Here is a 20,218-nt window from a genome sequence, read left to right as displayed (position 1 = left end):
TAAGCCCCACCCATCTTCTGGCGCCTGCGTTTGCTGCCTGTAGCAGATGCCGCGACGCGCACCAGACCCTCCTGATACGGTTATACCGTTTTCCGTTTGTGTAAACCTTTACATCATTGATGAAAACCTTTACATCCTGGGCCAGGACGAAGAGACGGATGGAAATCCGCTGCGTCCGCGGGAGGGGTATCAGCATGACCAGCGCCGAGGGCACGCCAGCGCCTTCTATCCTGTCAGCCAACAGGATATCCAAGTCGTTCGGCGAGATTCCGGTGCTGTTCAGCGTCGACTTCGACATTCGTCCCGGCGAGGTTCATGCCGTGATCGGCGAGAACGGCGCGGGCAAATCCACCCTCATCAAGATTCTCAGCGGTATCGAGCAGCCGACGTCCGGCTCCATCGGCTATGACGGGCAGACCGTGGTGCTGCCGCCCAACGGCGCTGCCGAAGCCAGGGGCATCGTGCTCATCCACCAGGAACTGAACCTGGCCGAAGACCTCACGGTTTCCCAGTCGATCTTCCTCGGCCGCGAGATCAAGCGCTTCGGCTTTCTCGACCTGCGCGAAATGCGCAAGCGGGCGCATGCCGTGATGGAAATGCTGCATGTGCATGTCGATCCCGATGCGCGCATCAATACGCTGTCGGTCGCCGACAAGCAGATGGTGGAAATTGCCAAGGCCATCAGCCGCGACGCGCGGGTGCTGATCATGGATGAACCGACCGCGGTGCTGTCGGTCGCCGAGACGCAGACGCTGTTCGAGCAGATCCGGCGACTCACGGCGCGCGGCGTGGCGGTGATCTTCATTTCCCACAAGCTCGACGAGATCATGGAACTGGCCGACCGGGTGACGGTGCTGCGCGACGGGCAGTTGATCGCCACCGTCGGCACCGAAGCGCTGACGCCCGATTCCATCGCCCAGATGATGGTGGGGCGCGAACTGTCCAACCTCTATCCGCCCAAGCATGAACCCGATGTCGATGCGCCGGTGGTGCTCGGCGTGCGCAACCTGGTTGCCGCGGGCGTGAAGAATATCTCATTCGACCTGCGCAAGGGCGAAATCCTGGGCTTTGCCGGGTTGATCGGCTCGGGCCGGACGGCGGTGGCCGAGGCGGTGGTGGGGCTGGGCCATCGCAGCAGCGGCGACATCACGCTCGACGGCAAGCCGGTCAATTTCGCCCGCGTCGCCCAGTCGGTCGATGCGGGCCTCGCCTACATGACCAAGGATCGCAAGGGCAAGGGGCTGCTGCTCAATATGGGCCTGCGGCCCAACCTGACGCTGCTCACGCTCAAGAAACATCTCAGGTTTGGCTTCCTCGACGGTTCGAGCGAGGAGCGGGCGCTGGAGCGCGCGACGCGGCGTTTCGACATTAGGGCGCGCGACGCCTCGGTGGCCGTGGGCCGACTTTCGGGCGGCAACCAGCAGAAACTGATGCTGGGCAAGACCATGGAAAGCGAGCCCGACATCATCATCATGGATGAACCGACGCGCGGCATCGATGTCGGCACCAAGCAGCAAATCTATCACATCATCGCGGCGCTGGCGGCCGAGGGGAAATCGATCATCCTCATCTCCTCGGAGATGCAGGAGGTGATCGGCCTCAGCCACCGCGTGGTGGTCATGCGCGAGGGACGCCTGGCGGGCGTGCTGGAAGGCGCCGAGATCACCGAGGCAGAAATCATGCGGTACGCCGCCGGCATCAAGCAGAGTGGACACGATGAGCGCATCAGCGCCTGACATTTCGGTAAAGCCCAAGCGCGCGTTTCGCCTCGATCTCAAGACGGTCGGGCCATTGCTGGCGCTGGCGCTGCTGGTGCTGCTCGGCATCTCGCTCAACGAGAATTTCCTGAGCTACAACAACCTGACCAACGTGCTGGCACGCTCGTCCTTCATCGGCATCATCGCCATCGGGGCCACCTTCGTCATCACGGCCGGCGGGCTCGACCTGTCGGTCGGCTCGATGGCCGCGGTGATTGCCGGCGTCATGATCATGGTGATGAACTGGCTGATCCCCAGCCTCGGCATCGGCTGGAGCGTGGTGATCGCCGGCATGCTGTCGGGCATCCTGCTCGGCGGGGTGGCGGGCGTGTTCAACGGATTGATGATCACGCGCGGCCGCATCGAGGCGTTCATCGTGACGCTGGGCACGATGGGCATTTTCCGTTCGCTGGTGACGTTCCTGGCCAATGGCGGCACGCTGTCGCTCAATTTCAGCGTCGCCGACGTCTACCGGCCGGTCTATTACGATGGGCTGCTGGGCGTGCCCTATCCGATCATCGTCTTCGCGCTGGTGGCCATCGGCGGCGAAATCACCATGCGCTACACCGCATTCGGCCGCTATTGCGCCGCTATCGGCTCCAACGAGCAGGTGGCCCGGTATTCGTCGATCAACGTCGATAACGTGCGGCTGCTGACCTACATCCTGCAGGGCGTGCTGGTCGGGGTGGCCGTGCTGCTCTATGTGCCGCGCCTCGGCTCGGCCTCGAGTACGACGGGCGTGCTGTGGGAACTCGAAGCCATTGCCGGCGTGATCATCGGCGGCACCACGCTCAAGGGCGGCTATGGCCGCATCTGGGGAACCGTGGTCGGCGTGGTGATCCTCGGGCTCATCGGCAACATCCTCAACCTGCAAAGCCTGATCAGCCCCTATCTCAACGGGGCGTTCCAGGGCGTCATCATCATTCTCGCCGTGTTGCTGCAGCGTGGCCGCCGCACATAGCGAACCAGCATTTACATCGCCCGAACACGGGCACTTACGGGAGGACTACAAATGAAACTGGCTAAATCCCTCTTGGCGGCGACGGTTCTCGTCGGCAGCCTGACCGGCGCGACCATCGCGCAGGACAAGGTGACCATCGGCGTCTCCGTGCCGGCGGCCGACCACGGCTGGACCGGCGGCGTGAATTACTTCGCCCAGCAGGCCATCGAACGCCTCAGCGCGACCTATCCGAATGTCGAATTCGTGTTCGCCTCGGCGCCCGACGCGCCCAAGCAGATCGGCGATATCGAAGACATGGTCGCAACGCGCGGCATCGATGCCCTGGTCATCCTGCCCGGCGATCCGGACGCGATGACCTCGGCCATCAAGCAGGTCAAGGATGCCGGCAAGTTCGTCACCGTGGTTGACCGCCAGCTGTCGATCGATGGCGTGGAAAACCTCTACGTGGCCGGCGACAATCCGGGCCTGGGCGCCAACGCCGCCGCCTATTTCAAGGAAGCGCTGCCCGAAGGCGGCAACATCGTCATCCTGCGCGGCCTGCCGATCCCGATCGACCAGCAGCGCTTCGACGGCTTCATGGGCGGCATCGAAGGCACCAACATCACCGTTCTCGATGACGAATTCGCCAACTGGAACCGCGATGACGGCTTCAAGGTGATGCAGGACTTCCTGACCCGCTTCCCCGATATCAAGGGCGTGTGGACGCAGGACGACGACATCTCCCTGGGCGCTATCGAGGCCATCAAGCAGGCCGGCCGCGAGGGCGACATGTTCGTCGTCGGCGGCGCCGGCATGCAGCAGATCCTGCAGGCCGTGAAGGCCGGCGATCCGCTGACCCCGATCGACGTCAGCTACAGCCCGGCCATGATTGCCACGGCCATCGAGCTGACCACGTCGCACTTCACCGGCGGCATCCAGGTTGCCGGCCGCTACATCCTCGACTCGACCGTCATCACGCCGGACAATGTCGATGAATTCCTCGACGCCGACAGCCCGTTCTGATCTCCCAACGACAGACGGAAATGCGAAGGGCGCCCATTGGGCGCCCTTTGTTTTGGGGTGAGGGAAGCCGGGGTGCCACGCCCTCGTGGTTCGAGGCTCGCGAAGGGCTCGCACCTCACCATGAGGGCTACTCTTAGTGAGGTATCCCAGTAGCCCTCATGGTGAGGTGCGCTTCTTCAGCGCCTCGAACCACGAGGGCGTGCCGGTGTCTACGCCGCTTCCGGCGTATACCCAGCCTCCCGGATCGCCGCTTCACCCTTGGCCCGATCCCCGGTGAATTCCACGCGATGCGTATCGAGGCTCACCGAGATATCGGCGCCGGGCAGCGCCTCCTCCAGCGCCTTGCGCACGGTGCCGACGCAGTGGTCGCAAGTCATGTCGTTGACGGTGAGGATGGTCTTGTCGCTCATGTTCAGTGTCCTTTGGTGGTGGGATGCTCGCCGGCCAGGTCGTCGAGTATGGGGCAATCGGGGCGGTTGTCGCCGCCGCAGCAATGGGCCAGGTGCTTGAGGGTTTTCACCATCCCCTGGAGTTCGGCGATCTTGGTCTCCAGCGCTTCGATATGGCTGGTGGCCACTTCTTTCACCTCGGCGCTGGCGCGGGTCTTGTCCTGCCAGAGGCCGAGCAGGGTCGCGGTTTCCTCGACCGAAAAGCCCAGCGTGCGGGCGCGCTTGACGAAGCGGAGGACATGCACCTCGTCCTCGCCATAGACGCGGTAATTGCTGCCGGTGCGCAAAGGCGCGCGGATCAGGCCGATGGATTCGTAATAGCGGATCATCTTGGCCGAGACGCCGGTGGCGTTGGAGGCCTCGCCGATATTCATGGATGGACTCCTTTCACCAGGCGCAGGCGCTGCGCGTTGCCGACCACGAAGACCGAGCTGAGCGCCATGGCGCCGGCACCGATCATCGGATTGAGCAGGATGCCGAAGGCGGGGAACAGCACGCCTGCCGCAACGGGGATCAGCAGCACGTTGTAGCCGAAGGCCCAGAACAGGTTTTCCCAGATGTTCTTCATCGTGGCCCTGGAGACCTTGAGCGCGTTGAGTACGCCCTTGAGGTCGCCGCCGAGCAGGACCACGTCGGCGCTTTCGATGGCCGCATCGGTGCCGGTGCCGACGGCGATGCCGATATCGGCTTCGGCGAGGGCAGGCGCATCGTTGATGCCGTCGCCGACATAGGCGACCGGGCCGAACTGGCGCAGGGCCTTGAGCGTGGCTACCTTGTCGGCGGGCAGCACTTCAGCACGGACTTCGTCGATGCCGAGCTGGCGGGCGATGGCCTGGGCCGTGCGCTGGTTGTCGCCCGAAATCATCGCCGTCTTGAGGCCCATGGTATGCAGGGCGTCGATCACCGCCTTGCTGGACGGCTTGATCGTGTCGGCGACGACGATGGCGGCGGCCAGCTTGCCGTCAATGGCGGCAAAGACCGGAGTCTTGCCCTCATTGGCCAGCCGGTCGATGTCAGCGGCAAAGCCGGAGAAATCGAACGGTCCGAGATGGCGCTGCGAGCCCACCGAGACCGAGTGCCCGTTGACGCTGGCGGAGACGCCATTGCCGGCATGGGACTGGAATTCAGTGACCGCGCCAAGGGCGAGGCCGGCCTTCTCCGCCGCCGTAACGATAGCCGCCGCAATGGGGTGTTCGGACCGGGCTTCGACGGCGGCGACCAGAGCCAGCACCTCGTCATGCGCGAAGCCGTCGGCGAGGACCAGGTCGGTGAGGGCCGGCTTGCCTTCGGTCAGCGTGCCGGTCTTGTCGAAGGCGACCACCCGGGAGTCGCGCAGCTGCTGCAGGGCTTCGCTCTTGCGGAACAGCACGCCCAATTCGGCGGCGCGGCCGGTGCCGACCATGATCGAGGTCGGCGTGGCCAGGCCCATGGCACAGGGGCAGGCGATGATCAGCACGGCCACGGCATTGACGAGGCCGAAGGTGGAGGCGGGTTCGGGACCCCAGATGAGCCAGACCGCGAAAGTGGCGATGGACAGCGCAATCACGGCGGGGACGAACCACAGGGTGATGCGGTCGACCACGCCCTGGATCGGCAGCTTGCCACCCTGGGCTTCCTCGACCATGCGGATGATCTGGGCCAGCATCGTATCGCCGCCGACCTTGGTGGCGCGGAAGCTGAAGCTGCCCGATGTATTGAGCGTGCCGCCGATGACGGTGGCGCCGACGCTCTTGGAGACGGGCAGGGGTTCGCCCGAGATCATGGATTCGTCGATATGGCTGGCGCCCTCGGTGATTTCGCCATCGACGGCGATCTTCTCGCCGGGACGGACCAGGATGATGTCGCCGGCCACGACCTGCTCGATGGGCAGTTCCACCGCCTTGCCGTCGCGCTGCACGCGGGCGGTCTTGGCCTGTTCGCGCACCAGCCGCTGGATGGCCTCGCCGGTGCGGCCCTTGGCCAGGGCCTCGAGCCAGCGCCCGACCAGGATCAGCGTGACGATGACGGCGGCGGCTTCATAATAGATATAGCGTGTGCCTTCGGGCAGCAGTTGCGGCGCGAAAGTTGCGGTGACCGAATAGAGATAGGCCGCGCCCGCGCCGAGGGCGACGAGCGAATTCATCTCCGGCGCGCCCCGCAAAAGGGCAGGAATGCCGATCTTGAAGAAGCGCCAGCCGGGCACGAACAGCACGATGCTGGTGGCGATGAAATAGGCGACCCACAGCACATCCATCGATACGACGGACATGATCCACATGTGGAAGGGCATGTAGAGATGGCCGCCCATTTCGAGCACGAACAGCGGCAGGGTCAGTATGCCGGCAACGAGCACGTCGCGGCGCAGCACGGCGGCGTCCTCGTCATGATGCTGGTGGCCGGAATGATCGTGATGGTGGGTGTGCGGCGTTTCGCTGCCTTGGTAGCCGGCCTTTTCGACGGCCTTGAGCAGGGCGGCGCTATCGCCGCCATGCACGGTGGCGCGCTCGGTGGCCAGGTTGACCGATGCCGATGTGACGCCGGGGACCTTGAGCAGGGACTTCTCCACCCGTGCCACGCAGGAGGCGCAGGTCATGCCGGTGATGTCGATGGAAAGCGGCTTGGAATGGACGTGTTCGTTCATGATGTTTCACCTCGTCCTCAGCCATATAAAGGTTCCAATGATGGGAAGGTCAAGGGGCGGTTGTAAAATGGTGCCACGCCCTCGTGGTTCGAGGCTCGTGAAGAACGCGCACCTCACCATGAGGGCTACTTTTAGCCCGGTGATCCAGTAGCCCTCATGGTGAGGCGGGAGCGCAGCGACCCTCGAACCACGAGGGCGTGGCACATGCGGCAGGATGGCGCTGCGACAGTTCTGCAGCTTAAAGGCTTGGCGGGGCAGGCCTATATCGGGGCTGTCAGGAGACGATATGCCATGCAGCCCGTCCGTAACGACATCCACAATTCCGAACTCCCCTTGCTCTGCCAGAGTTGCGAATCCCGTCACCAGGGGATTTGCGGCGCGCTGAATGAAGCGCAATTGCTGGCCTTGTCGCGGCACACGCGGCGTGTGCATCATGCTGCAGGCGATGAACTGCTGGCCGATGCCGAGCCGATCACCAGCTATGGCAATGTGCTGCGCGGCGTGGTGAAGCTTTCCAAGGTGCTTGAAGATGGCCGCCAGCAAGTGGTGGGACTGCAATTCGCGCCCGACCTGTTGGGACGGCTGTTTGCCAGCGAAAGCCGGGTGACGGCGGAGGCGGCGTCGGATGTCGACCTCTGCATGGTGCCCAAGGCGGCGATGGAAAGACTGGTGCAGGAGAACCCGGCGCTGGAGCATCGCATCATGCTGCAGACCTTGCGCGAACTCGACGAGGCCCGCGACTGGATGGTGACTCTGGGCCGCAAGACCGCCGCCGAGAAGGTGGCGAGTTTTCTTTATCTCATCGCCAGCCATATCGACCCGACGCAGGAAGAGGTGACCAGCTTCGACCTGCCGCTGGGCCGCGCCGATATCGGGGATTTCCTCGGCCTGACCATCGAGACGGTGAGCCGCCAGATGAGCAAGCTCAAGGCCGACGGGGTGATCGAGATCGAGAATTACCGGCACGTATCGGTGCCTGACGTGGCGCGGCTGCGGGTGCGGTGCGGGTAGGCAAGCCCGAGGGTGACGTTCTGTGGGTGTGGTGGCGCTGCTGAGGAGCTAAGCCAACGCCCCGTTCCGCAGCGTCAGCACGCGGTCCATCGTTCCTTCGGGGATTGCGGCGTGGGTGACGACGATCACCGTGCAGTCCTGCGCGGCCTGATGCAGGGTCTCGAAGAAGGCCACTTCCGCCGCGCGATCCAGCCCGGTGGTGGGTTCATCCAGCAGCAGGATCCGGGCCGGCGACAACAGCACGCGCGCGAGGCAGAGGCGGCGGGCCTGGCCGACTGAAACCGTGCGGCCGCCTTCGCCCACCATCGTATCGAGACCGGCGGGCAGGGCGCGGACGAAGTCGGCAATGCCGGCAGCGGTTAGGGCGCTCCAGAGAGCGTCGTCATCGGCGGCAGGACGGGCGATCAGCAGGTTGGCGCGGATGGTGTCGTTGAACAGCGGGCTGTCCTGGCTGAGCAGGGCCATGGCGGCATGCAGGTCGGCTTGCCGCAACAGGGGCAGGGGGACGCCGCCCAGCGTAATGCTGCCGAGCTGGGGATCGGCGAGGCGCAGCAGCAGGGTGAGCAGGGTCGACTTGCCGATGCCGCTGGGGCCGATAATGGCGATGTGTTCGCCTGGAGCCACCGCGAGATCGAGATTATCAAGCACCGGCGGGCCGCCATAGCCGAAGGTGATGTCGGCAAGGGTGATGGTGGTATCGGCGGGGAGATCGGCAGGCGTCGCCGGGTCCATGATTGCGGGCGGGGTGTCGGCAATAGCGATAAGGCGCTCGGCGGCGGCCATGGCGGTGGTGAGCTTGCCGACGCTGCGCACGATGAGGCTGGTGGCCTCGAAACTGCCCGCAATGGCCAGCAACAGGCCAGCCAGGACAGGGCCATCGACGGCGCCGGCGGCCAAGGCATCGAGCCCGAGCCAGAGGGCGCCGACCAGCGCCAATGCGGCGAGGGCCTGTACGGCGAAACCGGCAATTGCGGTGAGCGTCGACAGGTGAGCCCTGGCTTCGGCGAGACGCTGGGCGGTGGTGGCAAAGCCCGCTTGCGCGGTGTCGAGCACGCCAAAGACGGTGAGGTCGGCGTGGCCCTCGATGCCGTCCAGCACGGCGGCTCGGGCATCAGCGGCGCGGCTCACCACGGCGTGACCGGCGCGGCGGCTGGCGAGAACGAGGCCCGGGGGGACCACGAGGACTGCGAAAGCGAAGCAGAACCCATAGAGCCACGCGGCGCCGGGCAAGAACCAGGCGAGCACGCCGGTCAGCACCGCGCCGATAACGAGCGCGGCGGCAACGGGGCCAATGGCGACGAGAAAGGCGGTATCGAGTGCATCGACATCTGCTGTGAGCCGGCTGACCAGGTCGCCATGGCGCAGGCCGCGATCGGCAATCGGCAGGCGGGGAAACAGGCGGGCGAACAGCCAGCCGCGCAACTGCGCGAGCAGGCGCAGGGTGGCGTCGTGGCCGCTGAGGCGCTCGCCATAGCGCGCCAGGATGCGGATGAAGGAAAAGCCGCGCACCAGCGCCGAGGGGGCAAACAGGTTGAAGGCCAGACCGGCCGTGGTGAGCGCGGCCGCGGTGATGAACCAGCCGGACGTACCGAGCAGGGCAATGCCGGCGGCGAGAGCAACCAGCGACAGGACCAGCGCCAGGGCAAAGCCTCGGGCCTGGCTCAGGAACAGGCTGCGGAAGGCGAGGAGCGCTTTCATGCGACACCCTTTCCCTTGCTGGCGGGCAGGGGCGTCGGCAGCAATGTCTCACCGGCAATGCGCCAGGCCCTGTCCATGCGGGCGGCGACGGCAAGCGAATGGGTGGCGATGATGAGGGTGCGGCCGCGAGCATAGAGCTTCAGGTCGTCGAGGACGGCTTGCTCCAGTTCGGGGTCGAGATGGGCAGTGGGCTCATCGAGCAGGATCAGCCCGGCGTCGCGCAGGTAGATGCGGGCCAGGGCGATGCGCTGCACCTGCCCGCCGGAGAGGCCGAGCCCGCCTTCGCCGAGCAGCGTATCGAGGCCATTGGGCAGGGCATCGGCAAAGGCGTCGACATGGGCGCGCTCGGCCGCGCGGCGGATTTCCGCCGCCGTAGCGCCGGGGCGGGCGAGGGCGATATTGTGCGCCATCGAGCCGGCGAAGATACGCGGCTTCTGGCCCAGCATGGTGACGCGAGTGCGCAACCCGGGTTCTGGCCAATCGGCGAGGGGGCGGCGATCGAGGGCGATCATGCCCTCATGGAGGCGCAGCCGGGCCATGGCTTCGAGCAAGGTGGATTTGCCGATGCCGCTGGGGCCGAGCAGGGCGATGTGTTCGCCGGGGGCGACGGCAAGATCGGCATTGGCGAGGATGATGCGGGCGGCATCGGGGGTGCGCAGGGTGAGGCCTGTGACAGCAAGGCCGAGGGGGCCACGCTCTTCACCTCGCCCTTTGGGGGAGAGGTCGGCCCGCAGGGCCGGGTGAGGGGGCCTTTGCGGCGCATTGGGCGAAGGGAAGGCCCCCTCACCCGCCGGCTTCGCCGTCGACCTCTCCCCCGAAGGGAGAGGTGAAGAGAGTTGGGCTTCGATCTCGCCGATGGCGGATTTGGCGGCGGCGCGGTCGTGGTAATGCGCGGCGAGCAGGCGCAGGGGATTGTAGACCTCGGGAGCCATCAGCAGGAGGAAGAGGCCGAGTTCGAGGGTCAGCGGCGTGGTGCGCAGATGGAGGTAGTCGATGAAGGTCAGCCCGACATAGAGCGCGATGCCCGCGACGCCGAGGGCGGCGAAGAATTCAAGCACGGCCGAGGACAGGAAGGCGATGCGCAGCACAAGCATGATGCGGCCGCGCAGCTCGTCGCTGGCGGCGATGATGCCCGATGTTTCGGCCTCGGCCCGGCCGAACAGCTTGAGGGTGACGAGACCCCGCAGCCGGTCGGAAAAGCGTCCGGTGAGGAGGCTGAGGGCCCGCGCCTGCCGGTTGGTGGCGATCTGGGCGCCCCAGCCGGCCAGCGCCATGAAGACGGGGATCAGCGGCGCGGTGACGAGGAACAGCAGGCCGGCCAGCCAGTCGAGCGGCAGGATGATGGCGCCGAAGGCGACGGGCAGCACGGTGGCGCCGATCATGGCGGGCAGGTAGCGGGCAAAGAACCCATCGAGCGCTTCGACCTGGTCGACGATGGCGGCCGAGGCGGCGCCCGATTGCGGCTGTTCGGCGGCGCGGGGCGAGCGGGCCAGCAGGTGGGAGAACAAAGCGGTGCGGAGGTGGCGTTTGATGGCCTCGGCGGCCTCGGTTCCGGCGCGATCACCGATAGCGGCAAGGGCGGCTCGGACGAGGAGCAGGGCGAGGATGAGGGCAATGGCGGGGGTGAGGGTATCGAGGGAGGCGCCGGTTTCGATGGCGCCACCGAGCACGGCTGCGAGAGTCCATGCCTGCCAGACGAGGAGGGCCCCGGCGAGCAATGGAGCGCCGATGGCGAGCCACAACCATGTGCCGCCGTGATGGCGGAGGCCGGAGAGAGCGTTGTGGCGGTCGGTTTCGGTAGCGGCCAAAGTAGACCTCATGGTGAGCCTGCCGAGCCACTGACGCGGGACGATTGCGGCATGACCTCGTGGTTCGACGGGCTCACCGTGAGGTCTGTTGGCACATTGCACCATAGCGAAACATCGCGGCCCACCCTTGATCTGAATCAAGGCATGGGCAAGTCTCCGCAGGCATAGAGTGCGCAGTGACGGCGCCGACTCGGGCGCTGCCGGGCATAGAGGCAGTATCGCCATGATCGACATGACTGTTGTCGAACTTTCGCGGTGGCAATTCGCCGCCACCGCCATGTATCACTTCATCTTCGTGCCGCTGACCATCGGCCTTTCCGTGATGATGGCCATCATGGAAAGCGTCTATGTGATGACCGGGCGCGACGTGTGGCGCAAGGCGACCCTGTTCTGGGGCACCTTGTTCGGCGTCAATTTCGCCATGGGCGTGGCCACCGGCATCGTCATGGAATTCCAGTTCGGCATGAACTGGAGCTATTACAGCCACTATGTGGGCGACGTGTTCGGCGCGCCGCTGGCCATCGAGGGGCTGATGGCCTTTTTCCTCGAAGCCACCTTTATCGGGCTGTTCTTCTTCGGCTGGGACCGCTTGAGCAAGGTGGGCCACCTGGCCGTGACCTGGCTGGTGGCGCTGGGCGCCAATTTCTCGGCGCTGTGGATCCTGATCGCCAATGGCTGGATGCAGAATCCGGTGGGCGCCAAGTTCAACCCCGACACGATGCGCATGGAAGTCACCGACTTCGTGGCCGTGCTGTTCAATCCGGTGGCGCAGGCCAAGTTCGTGCATACGGTCAGCGCCGGCTATGTCTGCGGCGCGGTGTTCATCTTCGCCGTTTCCTGCTTCTTCCTGGTGCGTGGCAAGCATGTGGAACTGGCCAAGCGCTCCATGGTGGTCGCGGCCAGCTTCGGCCTAGCCTCGGCTCTGTCGGTCGTCGTGCTGGGCGACGAGAGCGGCTATATCGCGACCGAGCACCAGAAGATGAAGATCGCGGCCATGGAGGCCAGCTATCACACCGAGCCGGCGCCCGCGCCGTGGACGATCTTCGCGCTTCCCGGCGCCGATGGCGGCGCCCCGAGCTTTTCCATCCAGGTGCCCTGGGTGGGTGGCCTCATTACCACGCGCTCGCTCAACGAGGAACTGCCGGGCATCGACGAACTGGTCGAGCATGCGCAGACGCGCATCCGCTCGGGCATGATCGCCTATGATGCGCTGCAAGCCATCCGCGCCGACGGGAGTAATGCCGAGGCGCGCGCCGTGTTCGACGAACACTGGGCCGACCTGGGCTATGGCCTGCTGCTGAAGCGCTATCGCGAGGATGTGGGCAATGCGACGGACCAGGAAATCGCGCAGGCCGCGGCCGATACCGTGCCCGGCGTGTGGCCGCTGTTCTGGACCTTCCGCATCATGATGGGGCTGGGTTTCTTCTTCATCGGCTTTTTCGCGCTGTGGTTCTATCGCGCCTCGCGCGGCTGGCTCGAGACCAACAAGCCGCTGCTGTGGTTCAGCTTCTTCCTGTTGCCGCTGCCCTGGATCGCCATCGAAAGCGGCTGGTTCATCGCCGAATTCGGGCGGCAACCCTGGGTGGTGGAAGGCGTGCTGCCCACCTTCTATGCCGCATCGGGCCTCCATTTCTGGGACCTGGTCATCTCGCTGGGCTTCTTCGTGACGCTCTACTCGATCCTCTTCGTCGTCATGATCTTCCTCATGGTCAAGATCATCAAGGCGGGGCCGCAGGACAAGCTCTTCACCTCAGCCGACGATGACGAGGATTTCGTCGTTGCCGGGCTGCCAGCCACGCCAGCCAACAAGGAACTCGGATCATGAGCACCATTCCGCTCGACTACGAAACGCTGCGCCTCGTCTGGTGGCTGCTGCTGGGCGTGCTGCTGATCGGCTTCGCCGTCATGGGCGGGCGCGACCTGGGCGTGGGTGCGCTGCTGCCCTTTGCCGCCCGCACCGACGCCGAGCGCCGCGTACTGCTGAACCTGGTGGGGCCCACCTGGGAGGGCAACCAGGTGTGGCTGGTGCTGGGGGGCGGGGCCATCTTCGCGGCCTTTCCGCCGCTCTATGCGGTGAGCTTTTCCGGCTTCTACCTGGCGATGATCGTGATCCTGCTGGCGCTGATCCTGCGGCCGGTAGGCTTCAAGTTCCGTGGCAAGGTCAAGGATGCCAGGTGGCGCGCCGTCTGGGACTGGGCCTTGTTCGTCGGCGGTTTCGTGCCGTCGCTGATCCTGGGCGTGGCGGTGGGCAATGTGCTGCTCGGCGCGCCATTCCATCTCGATGACTCGATGCGCGCCTTCTACACCGGCAACTTCTTCATGCTGCTGATGCCCTTCGCGCTGCTGTGCGGGCTGGTGAGCCTGGGTATGATGGTGACGCAGGGGGCGGCGGTGATCGCCGGGCGCACCACCGGGCCGCTGGCCGCGCGGGCGCGGACCTATGGCACGATTGCCGGGCTGGCGACGATCGTCCTCTTCGCGCTGGGCGGGTTGTGGATCGCCTTCGGTATCGATGGCTACGCCATTACCAGCCCCGTCGACGGCAACGCCGCGATCAACCCGCTGGCCAAGAGCGTGGACCTGGTGCGGGGCGGCTGGCTCGCCAATTACGGGCTCTATCCGTGGATGATCGCCGCGCCGGTGCTGGGCTTTGCCGGGCTGGCGGGGGCCGTGATCGGACTGCAGGCGCGGCTGCGGCTGCCGACCTTGCTGGCATCGAGCCTTGCCATCTTTGGCATCGTCTCGACGGCGGGCCTGTCGCTGTTCCCGTTTCTGCTGCCGTCCTCGACCGTGCCCGAGGCCAGCCTGACGCTGTGGGACGCGTCATCGAGCCAGCTGACGCTGTTCGTCATGCTGCTGGTGACCTGCTTCTTCCTGCCGATCATCCTGGCCTACACCGCCTTCGTGTTCCGGGTGATGCGCGGCACGGTCTCGACGCAGTCACTCGAAAAGAACCCCAACGCCTACTAGGAGACATCTATGTGGTATTTCTCGTGGATCCTCGGCCTGGGGCTGGCCTGTTCCTTCGCCATTCTCAACGCCATGTGGTTTGAAATGCGCGAAGACCGGCGCATTGCACGCGAGGCGGGCCGGGAACCGATTCAGCGCTAGCCTAGATGGGCGCTTGGCGCATGGCTGTTTGCAGATGGTCAAAAATTGGTAAAAGCTGTCCTTGTGCCGGCTTTGCTGAAATTACGGTGCAGTTTCAGAGCGTTATGGCGAGATATTGAGCGCTTGTTCGCGTGCCGGCTGAAGCGGATATGAACGGGTTGCCGCTTTTGTTTGCACTGGGTGCATAACGGATGTGCAAAGAGTCCATCTTCTAATCACGACTGATCGACTATAGATATTGGTCATCAAAACGAAGGGGAACCGAAATGAACATCCGTCAGCGCCTTGCACAGTTTGCTCAGTATCAGCGCACCATGCGCGAACTCAGCGCCCTCGATCAGCGTCAGCTGAACGACCTCGGCATCACCAAGGGCGATATTAAGAACATCGCTCGCGGCGCCCTGGCCCGCTAATACCGGTCCAAGCCGACCAATCAGACTTAGATGAAGGCGTCCATCCGGGCGCCTTTTGTCTTTTCTGCGGGTGCATCGATCTTTGGGCGATGACGGCCTGCAAATGCCAGAGGTCTGCGCTTCCGGTGCTCACGTACTTGAACGTACGCTGCGCTCCGGTTCTCGCCCTCCGGCATTTTCGACTCGTCCTCGCCCGAAGCTCAATACACCCGTCGTGCTCATGTCCGGCCTGGCTGGGTCAATCCGTGATCGTGAACCGGGTTACGCTGCCCGGCGTGATGGTCATGCGTTCATAGGCCTCGCCCCCGCCGAATTCGCCGCCGCCGACATCCCAGCAGCCCGCCGAAAGGGTGAAGCTGCGGGCGTCGCCGGGCGCGATCGAGTCGCCGTCGGACAGGCGATTGAAGCCGTGGGTGAAATTGTTGCAGTCCGAAATCACGATGGCATCGAGATAGCCGTAGGAGCCGTTGGCGACGATCAACGTGCCCGTCGCTTCGCCCGGCCGGATCAGGTCGCCACCGGTCACGCTGCATCCGGCCAGTGCGGCGGCGGCGATTGCCGCGATGCCGGCTGCCAAAAACTTGTTCATGAAAATGTCCCTCCAAGGATGGAGCGGACCTTATGGCCTGTGGGGCACGGTGCTATCCCCGAACAGGGGTGGTCAGCGAATGAGATCGGCCGCCTTGCCGCCCAAAGCCGCGACCAGATCGTCCGGTTTCATGCGGATCTGCAGTCCGCGCTGGCCGCCATTGAGGAACACTTCGTCTTCCAGCGTCGCCAGTTCCTCGACCGCCGTCGGCACCGGTTTCTTCTGCCCGAACGGGCTGATGCCGCCCACCTTGTAGCCGGTCAGCCGCTCGGCATCCGATGGTTTCATCATATGGGCCGACTTGCCGCCAAAGGCCGCGGCGAGCTTTTTCATGTTCACTTCCTCGTCCGACGGGACGACGACGCAGACCGGCTTGCCGTCCACCTCTGCCATCAGCGTCTTGAGCACGATGGAGGGCGGAACCCCCATGGCCTCGGCGGCCTGCAACCCGACCCGGTCGGCATCAGGGTCGTAGTCATAGGTCGCGGTGGCGAAGGCGATGCCGGCTTTGGTGAGGGCCAGCGTGGCGGGCGTGGTCTTGGACATGACGTTTCTGAAGAATGAGGCGCACCTTGAACTCTACCACTGTGTCATTCCCGCGAAAGCGGGAATCCCCCTCACATCGCAAGGGAGATTCCCGCTTTCGCGGGAACGACGTGGTGAGGACTACCGCTGGCGCTTGCCATCATGCCCTTCGCTGACCCCGATATCGCGCAGCAGATGCGGCGAGGAATGGATCAGGTCGATCGTGGTCCGGCGGCGGCGATGGGCGGCGCCGAACGGGAGCGGCTTGCTCCAGCGGGGCAGGTGAAAGGTGGCAATTAACGGCCTGGCAATGGCATTCATGGCTACAAGCAGCCTTATGAGGCTGCCTCCTGCTTCATATCTCATGTCCCTAAAATGACTGGCAGGAGGCCGGAATTCCAACTAAAGCTCAATACCGGTGCATAAGGAGATTTGATCCATGGCCGCCTTGCCGCCATTGACGGCCGTGCGCGCCTTCGAGGCTGTGGCGCGGCATCTGAGCTTTACCAGGGCCGCCGAGGAACTCGGCATGACCCAGGCGGCGGTGAGCTACCAGATCAGGATTCTGGAGGAGCGTGTCGGCGCGCCGCTGTTCCTGCGCAAGCCCCGGCAGATTGCACTGAGCGAGACCGGCGCGCGGCTGGCGCCCGATGTGGGCAACGCCTTCGACATGCTGCGCGACGCCTTTGCCGACTCGCGCGGCCAGATCGACGGCATGCTGCGCATTAGCTCGGTGCCCACCTTCGCCAGCCATTGGCTGGCCGCCAATATCGGGCTGTTCCAGCTCGCCAATCCCGAAATAGCGGTGCGGGTCGAGAGTTCGGCGCATCTGGTGGATTTCGGCGCCGAGGAGTTCGACGTTGGCATCCGGGCGACCAGCAAGCCGCAGGAGGGCATGGTCTGGCATCTGCTGCTCAAGGCCGAATTTGCCCCGATGATGAGCCCGAAGCTGATCGAGGATTACGAGGTGCGCGAGCCGGCCGACCTGCTGCGGGTGCCGCAGATCACCCCGGACGATCCCTGGCTGTGCACCTGGCTCGAACTGGCTGGCCTGACCATGCCCGCTGCGGCGAACCGGCCATTCAGCCGGCTGGGCTCGCAGACCCTGGAGGTCGCCGCGGCCATTGCCGGGCGCGGCCTGGCCATGGTGACGCCGGCTTTCTACAGCGACGAAGTCGCCAGCGGCCGGCTGGTGCAGCCCTTCGACATTCTGGGCTGGGACGGGCATGGCTATTACCTGACCTATCCCGAAGCGCGGCGCAATTCGCCCAAGATCAAGGCCTTTCGCGACTGGATCGTGCCGGCGACGGCAGGGCTGCGGACGCGGCAGGGCTAGAATATCGCCCGATCCCGCGCCACGATCTCGGCGAGGAAATCGGCCACCAGCGCCACCCGGCTTATGGCGCGCAGGTCTTCATGAACAACGGTCCAATAGCTGCGGATCAGCGTATGGTCAGGCAGGACCGGCACAAGCCCGGTATCCCGTCCAGCCATGAAGGCGTGGAGAATGCCGATGCCGGCGCCGGCACGGACAGCTTCGGTCTGGCCCATGGCGGACGAGACGGCCAGCGAGGAATGCCAGCCCTTGAGGAATTCGGCCGTGTAGTCGAGCGAGGCCGTATAGAGCAGGTCTTCGACATAGCCGACGAGGCGGTGGGTCGCGAGATCGGCAAGGCTGGCGGGGGTGCCATTGCGGTCGAGATAGTTTTGCGCGGCGTAGAGGCCGAGGCGATAATCGGTGAGTTTACGGGCGACCAGCCGGCCTTCGCGCGGGCGCTCCAGCGTCACGGCGATATCGGCCTCGCGGCGCGAAAGCGAGAAGGCGCGGGGGACGGGGACAAGTTCGATGCGCAGGCCGGGATGGCGCTCGGTAAGTTCGCCCAGGCGCGGGGCGAGGAAGGCGACGCCGAAGCCATCAGGGGCGCCAACGCGAACGGTGCCGTCGATCAGACTATCGGCACCGGCGGATTCACTGGCGGCCAGCATGGCGCTTTCCATGGCTTCGGCATGGACCAGGAAACGCTCGCCGCTGGGGGATAGGTCGGAACCATTGGTGCGGCGGGTAAAGAGCGTGCTGCCGAGCGCGGTTTCGAGCGCGGTGAGGCGGCGGGCGACGGTGGCGTGATTGAGATTGAGACTGCGGGCGGCGCCGAGAATCTGGCCGGATCGGGCGACGGCGAGGAAGATGCGGATATCATCCCAGTTCATTGAAGTTGCTCCACATTTCCCTTGCGGAAGGCGCTTGTTACCGACGCAAGGCTTCCAGCCACGGTGTCATTCCGGCGCAGGCCGGAATCCATCTTGAGAAAGTACAGCTCCCTCTGAACGCGGATAGACCTCAGGATGGATCCCGGCCTGCGCCGGGATGACATCGCGCAAGCCGATGTTCAGGAGCAGACTATAATTTCTGCACAACAGATGCGAAATCTATCGTGTTGAACATCTGAATTTATAGCGCGATGAGGATATCCAAACAAGGAGAGCCTCATGCGCACCATTGGCCATTTCATCGACGGCGTCGAAACGACAGGTTCCAGCACGCAGTTCCAGGATGTGTTCAACCCCGCCACGGGCGAGGTGCAGGCGCGCGTGGCTCTGGCGACGGAGGCCGATCTCGATGCGGCCGTCGCTTCGGCCGCCGCGGCGCAGCCGGCCTGGGCCGCGACCAATCCCCAAAGACGCGCAAGAGTGTTCTTCAACTATGTGGCTTTGCTCAACCAGCATATGGACGAACTGGCCGAATTGCTGAGTGCCGAACATGGCAAGACCTTCGATGATGCCAAGGGTGACGTGCTGCGCGGGCTGGAAGTGGCGGAATTTGTCGCCGGCGCCCCTCATCTGCTCAAGGGAGCGTACACCGAGGGGGCAGGGCCGGGGATAGATATGTATTCCATGCGCCAGCCCGTGGGCATCGGCGCGGGGATAACCCCGTTCAACTTCCCAGCCATGATCCCGCTCTGGATGCTGTCGCCTGCCATTGCCTCGGGCAATGCCTTCATCCTCAAGCCCTCCGAGCGCGACCCCTCCGTGCCGGTACGGCTGGCACAGCTGGCCATCGAGGCCGGCCTGCCCAAGGGCGTGCTCAACGTGGTGCAGGGCGGCAAGGCGGTGGTCGACGGCATCCTGGAACACGAGGCGATTGCCGCCGTGTCCTTTGTCGGCTCGACCCCGATTGCCCGCTATGTCTACGCCACGGCGGCGGCAAGTGGTAAGCGCGTGCAAGCCTTTGGCGGGGCCAAGAACCACATGATCATCATGCCCGATGCCGACATGGAAAAGGCCGCCGATGCGCTGATGGGATCAGGTTACGGCGCCGCGGGCGAGCGCTGCATGGCGGTTTCGGTGGCGGTGCCGGTGGGCGATGCCACGGCCGACAAGATCATCGCTGCGCTCCGTCCGCGCATCGATGCGCTGAAGGTGGGACCGGCGACGGACCGCGCTTCGGAAATGGGGCCGCTGATCACCGCGGCGGCCAAGGAACGGGTGCTTGGGCTGGTGGACAAGGGCGTCGAGCAGGGCGCCAAGCTGGTGGTCGATGGGCGGGATTTCTCGCTGCAGGGCTATGAGGATGGCTTCTTTGTCGGGCCCTGCCTGTTCGATCATGTGACCACGGATATGGACATTTACACCGAAGAAATCTTCGGGCCGGTTCTGTCGGTGGTGCGCGCGAAGAACTATGAGGAAGCCCTTGAGCTGCCATCGAAAAATCCCTACGGCAACGGCGTGGCCATCTTCACCCGCGATGGCGATGCGGCGCGCGATTTCGCTTCGCGGGTCAATGTCGGCATGGTGGGGGTGAACGTGCCGGTGCCGGTGCCGGTGGCCTATCACAGCTTTGGCGGCTGGAAGGCCAGTTCGTTCGGGGATTTGAACCAGTATGGCACGGATTCCATGCAGTTCTGGACCAAGGTGAAGACGGTCACCACGCGCTGGCCGAGCGGCATCAAGGATGGGGCGGAGTTCCAGTTTCCGACGATGAAGTAGCGTTAGCGAAGGGGCGCTAATGTTAGCGGACTGTTGGCATTGAGCGGGTGGATGCGTGATTGAGCGGTTTCCTTCTCCCCTCGTGGGAGAAGGTGCCCGAAGGGCGGATGAGGGGGGTGCCTCCACAAGCATCGAACTCGCGGAGAGAACCCCTCACCCGGTTCTTCCGCTGAACGCGGAAGAACCACCCTCTCCCACAAGGGGCGAGGGTGACGACTGCAAGTGCTGTGATCAAACGTAAGGCCCGGTGATTGCTCACCGGGCCTCTTTATTTCCAGCGCGGGGAGGTG

19 protein-coding genes are annotated in these 20,218 nt (G+C 64.7%); 10 read left to right on the top strand and 9 right to left on the bottom strand.

What is annotated here, in order from left to right; translation table 11 throughout:
- Positions 1-194: 194 nt before the first annotated feature.
- From ASD04_RS04475 to ASD04_RS04465, 3 genes are read left to right on the top strand one after another with little or no spacing between them, the layout of a single operon-like run.
- Entirely contained in the window at positions 195-1,736 is a 1,542-nt protein-coding gene (locus tag ASD04_RS04475) for a sugar ABC transporter ATP-binding protein (protein ID WP_056253161.1), read from the top strand.
- Positions 1,717-2,718 (top strand): ABC transporter permease, encoded by a 1,002-nt coding sequence (locus tag ASD04_RS04470; protein WP_056253158.1) that lies wholly within the window; start codon positions 1,717-1,719, stop codon positions 2,716-2,718. The genes ASD04_RS04475 and ASD04_RS04470 overlap by 20 nt, the downstream gene beginning before the upstream one ends.
- A gap of 51 nt (positions 2,719-2,769) precedes the next feature.
- Complete coding sequence (locus ASD04_RS04465) at positions 2,770-3,720, top strand: substrate-binding domain-containing protein (RefSeq protein WP_200940228.1); 951 nt, start codon at positions 2,770-2,772, stop codon at positions 3,718-3,720.
- A gap of 209 nt (positions 3,721-3,929) precedes the next feature.
- Here ASD04_RS04465 and ASD04_RS04460 read toward each other — a convergent pair whose 3' ends face one another.
- The 3 genes from ASD04_RS04460 to ASD04_RS04450 are packed head-to-tail and all read right to left on the bottom strand — an operon-like array spanning position 3,930 to position 6,789.
- A complete protein-coding gene (locus ASD04_RS04460) occupies positions 3,930-4,130 on the bottom strand; it encodes a heavy-metal-associated domain-containing protein (protein ID WP_056253155.1) in 201 nt (66 codons plus the stop codon).
- A 2-nt stretch (positions 4,131-4,132) separates the two neighbouring features.
- Complete coding sequence (gene cueR, locus ASD04_RS04455) at positions 4,133-4,543, bottom strand: Cu(I)-responsive transcriptional regulator (RefSeq protein ID WP_056253151.1); 411 nt, start codon at positions 4,541-4,543, stop codon at positions 4,133-4,135.
- The gene (locus tag ASD04_RS04450; RefSeq protein WP_056253148.1) at positions 4,540-6,789 is read right to left on the bottom strand and encodes a heavy metal translocating P-type ATPase; all 2,250 of its coding nucleotides are present in this window, start codon (positions 6,787-6,789) and stop codon (positions 4,540-4,542) included. The genes cueR and ASD04_RS04450 overlap by 4 nt, the downstream gene beginning before the upstream one ends.
- Positions 6,790-7,080: 291 nt before the next feature.
- Between ASD04_RS04450 and ASD04_RS04445 the strand changes: the two genes are divergently transcribed.
- Positions 7,081-7,800, top strand: coding sequence for a Crp/Fnr family transcriptional regulator (locus ASD04_RS04445; protein WP_056253145.1), 720 nt, complete (start codon positions 7,081-7,083; stop codon positions 7,798-7,800).
- A 48-nt stretch (positions 7,801-7,848) separates the two neighbouring features.
- Here ASD04_RS04445 and cydC read toward each other — a convergent pair whose 3' ends face one another.
- Together cydC and cydD are read right to left on the bottom strand one after the other, a co-directional pair.
- A complete protein-coding gene (cydC, locus tag ASD04_RS04440) occupies positions 7,849-9,498 on the bottom strand; it encodes a thiol reductant ABC exporter subunit CydC (protein WP_056253143.1) in 1,650 nt (549 codons plus the stop codon).
- Positions 9,495-11,318 carry a thiol reductant ABC exporter subunit CydD gene (cydD, locus tag ASD04_RS04435; protein ID WP_082530992.1) on the bottom strand — a complete coding sequence of 608 codons (1,824 nt, stop codon included), beginning with the start codon at positions 11,316-11,318 and terminating at the stop codon, positions 9,495-9,497. The genes cydC and cydD overlap by 4 nt, the downstream gene beginning before the upstream one ends.
- 211 nt (positions 11,319-11,529) lie before the next feature.
- Here cydD and ASD04_RS04430 point away from each other — a divergent pair, with 211 nt between their 5' ends.
- The 4 genes from ASD04_RS04430 to ASD04_RS19045 all read left to right on the top strand — a co-directional run bounded on the left by ASD04_RS04430 (position 11,530) and on the right by ASD04_RS19045 (position 14,830).
- On the top strand, positions 11,530-13,131 hold the full coding sequence (locus ASD04_RS04430; protein WP_082530991.1) for a cytochrome ubiquinol oxidase subunit I: 1,602 nt from the start codon (positions 11,530-11,532) through the stop codon (positions 13,129-13,131).
- A complete protein-coding gene (gene cydB / locus ASD04_RS04425; protein WP_056253141.1) occupies positions 13,128-14,276 on the top strand; it encodes a cytochrome d ubiquinol oxidase subunit II in 1,149 nt (382 codons plus the stop codon). The genes ASD04_RS04430 and cydB overlap by 4 nt, the downstream gene beginning before the upstream one ends.
- A 9-nt stretch (positions 14,277-14,285) precedes the next feature.
- Entirely contained in the window at positions 14,286-14,417 is a 132-nt protein-coding gene (cydX, locus tag ASD04_RS19050; RefSeq protein ID WP_082530990.1) for a cytochrome bd-I oxidase subunit CydX, read from the top strand.
- 266 nt (positions 14,418-14,683) lie between these two features.
- Entirely contained in the window at positions 14,684-14,830 is a 147-nt protein-coding gene (locus ASD04_RS19045) for a DUF1127 domain-containing protein (RefSeq protein ID WP_082530989.1), read from the top strand.
- A 238-nt stretch (positions 14,831-15,068) separates the two neighbouring features.
- On the opposite strand, the gene ASD04_RS04420 is transcribed toward ASD04_RS19045, so the two are convergent.
- The 3 genes from ASD04_RS04420 to ASD04_RS04410 all read right to left on the bottom strand — a co-directional run bounded on the left by ASD04_RS04420 (position 15,069) and on the right by ASD04_RS04410 (position 16,265).
- Complete coding sequence (locus tag ASD04_RS04420) at positions 15,069-15,419, bottom strand: hypothetical protein (protein ID WP_056253138.1); 351 nt, start codon at positions 15,417-15,419, stop codon at positions 15,069-15,071.
- Between the two features lie 72 nt (positions 15,420-15,491).
- Complete coding sequence (gene ybaK / locus ASD04_RS04415) at positions 15,492-15,965, bottom strand: Cys-tRNA(Pro) deacylase (RefSeq protein WP_056253135.1); 474 nt, start codon at positions 15,963-15,965, stop codon at positions 15,492-15,494.
- Between the two features lie 120 nt (positions 15,966-16,085).
- Positions 16,086-16,265 (bottom strand): hypothetical protein, encoded by a 180-nt coding sequence (locus ASD04_RS04410; RefSeq protein ID WP_056253133.1) that lies wholly within the window; start codon positions 16,263-16,265, stop codon positions 16,086-16,088.
- A gap of 118 nt (positions 16,266-16,383) precedes the next feature.
- On the opposite strand from ASD04_RS04410, the gene ASD04_RS04405 reads away from it, so the two are divergent.
- On the top strand, positions 16,384-17,280 hold the full coding sequence (locus ASD04_RS04405; protein ID WP_056253131.1) for a LysR substrate-binding domain-containing protein: 897 nt from the start codon (positions 16,384-16,386) through the stop codon (positions 17,278-17,280).
- Here the strand turns inward: ASD04_RS04405 and ASD04_RS04400 are convergent.
- The gene (locus ASD04_RS04400) at positions 17,277-18,152 is read right to left on the bottom strand and encodes a LysR family transcriptional regulator (RefSeq protein ID WP_056253128.1); all 876 of its coding nucleotides are present in this window, start codon (positions 18,150-18,152) and stop codon (positions 17,277-17,279) included. The two genes, ASD04_RS04405 and ASD04_RS04400, sit on opposite strands and share 4 nt — an antisense overlap.
- A gap of 279 nt (positions 18,153-18,431) precedes the next feature.
- Here ASD04_RS04400 and ASD04_RS04395 point away from each other — a divergent pair, with 279 nt between their 5' ends.
- A complete protein-coding gene (locus ASD04_RS04395; RefSeq protein WP_056253126.1) occupies positions 18,432-19,928 on the top strand; it encodes a CoA-acylating methylmalonate-semialdehyde dehydrogenase in 1,497 nt (498 codons plus the stop codon).
- Positions 19,929-20,218 lie beyond the last annotated feature (290 nt).

Source organism: Devosia sp. Root436 (assembly GCF_001426345.1).
Taxonomy (GTDB): Bacteria; Pseudomonadota; Alphaproteobacteria; order Rhizobiales; family Devosiaceae; genus Devosia.
The sequence above is the reverse complement of the archived record's forward strand: the minus strand, read 5'-3'. Positions and strand labels throughout refer to the sequence as shown.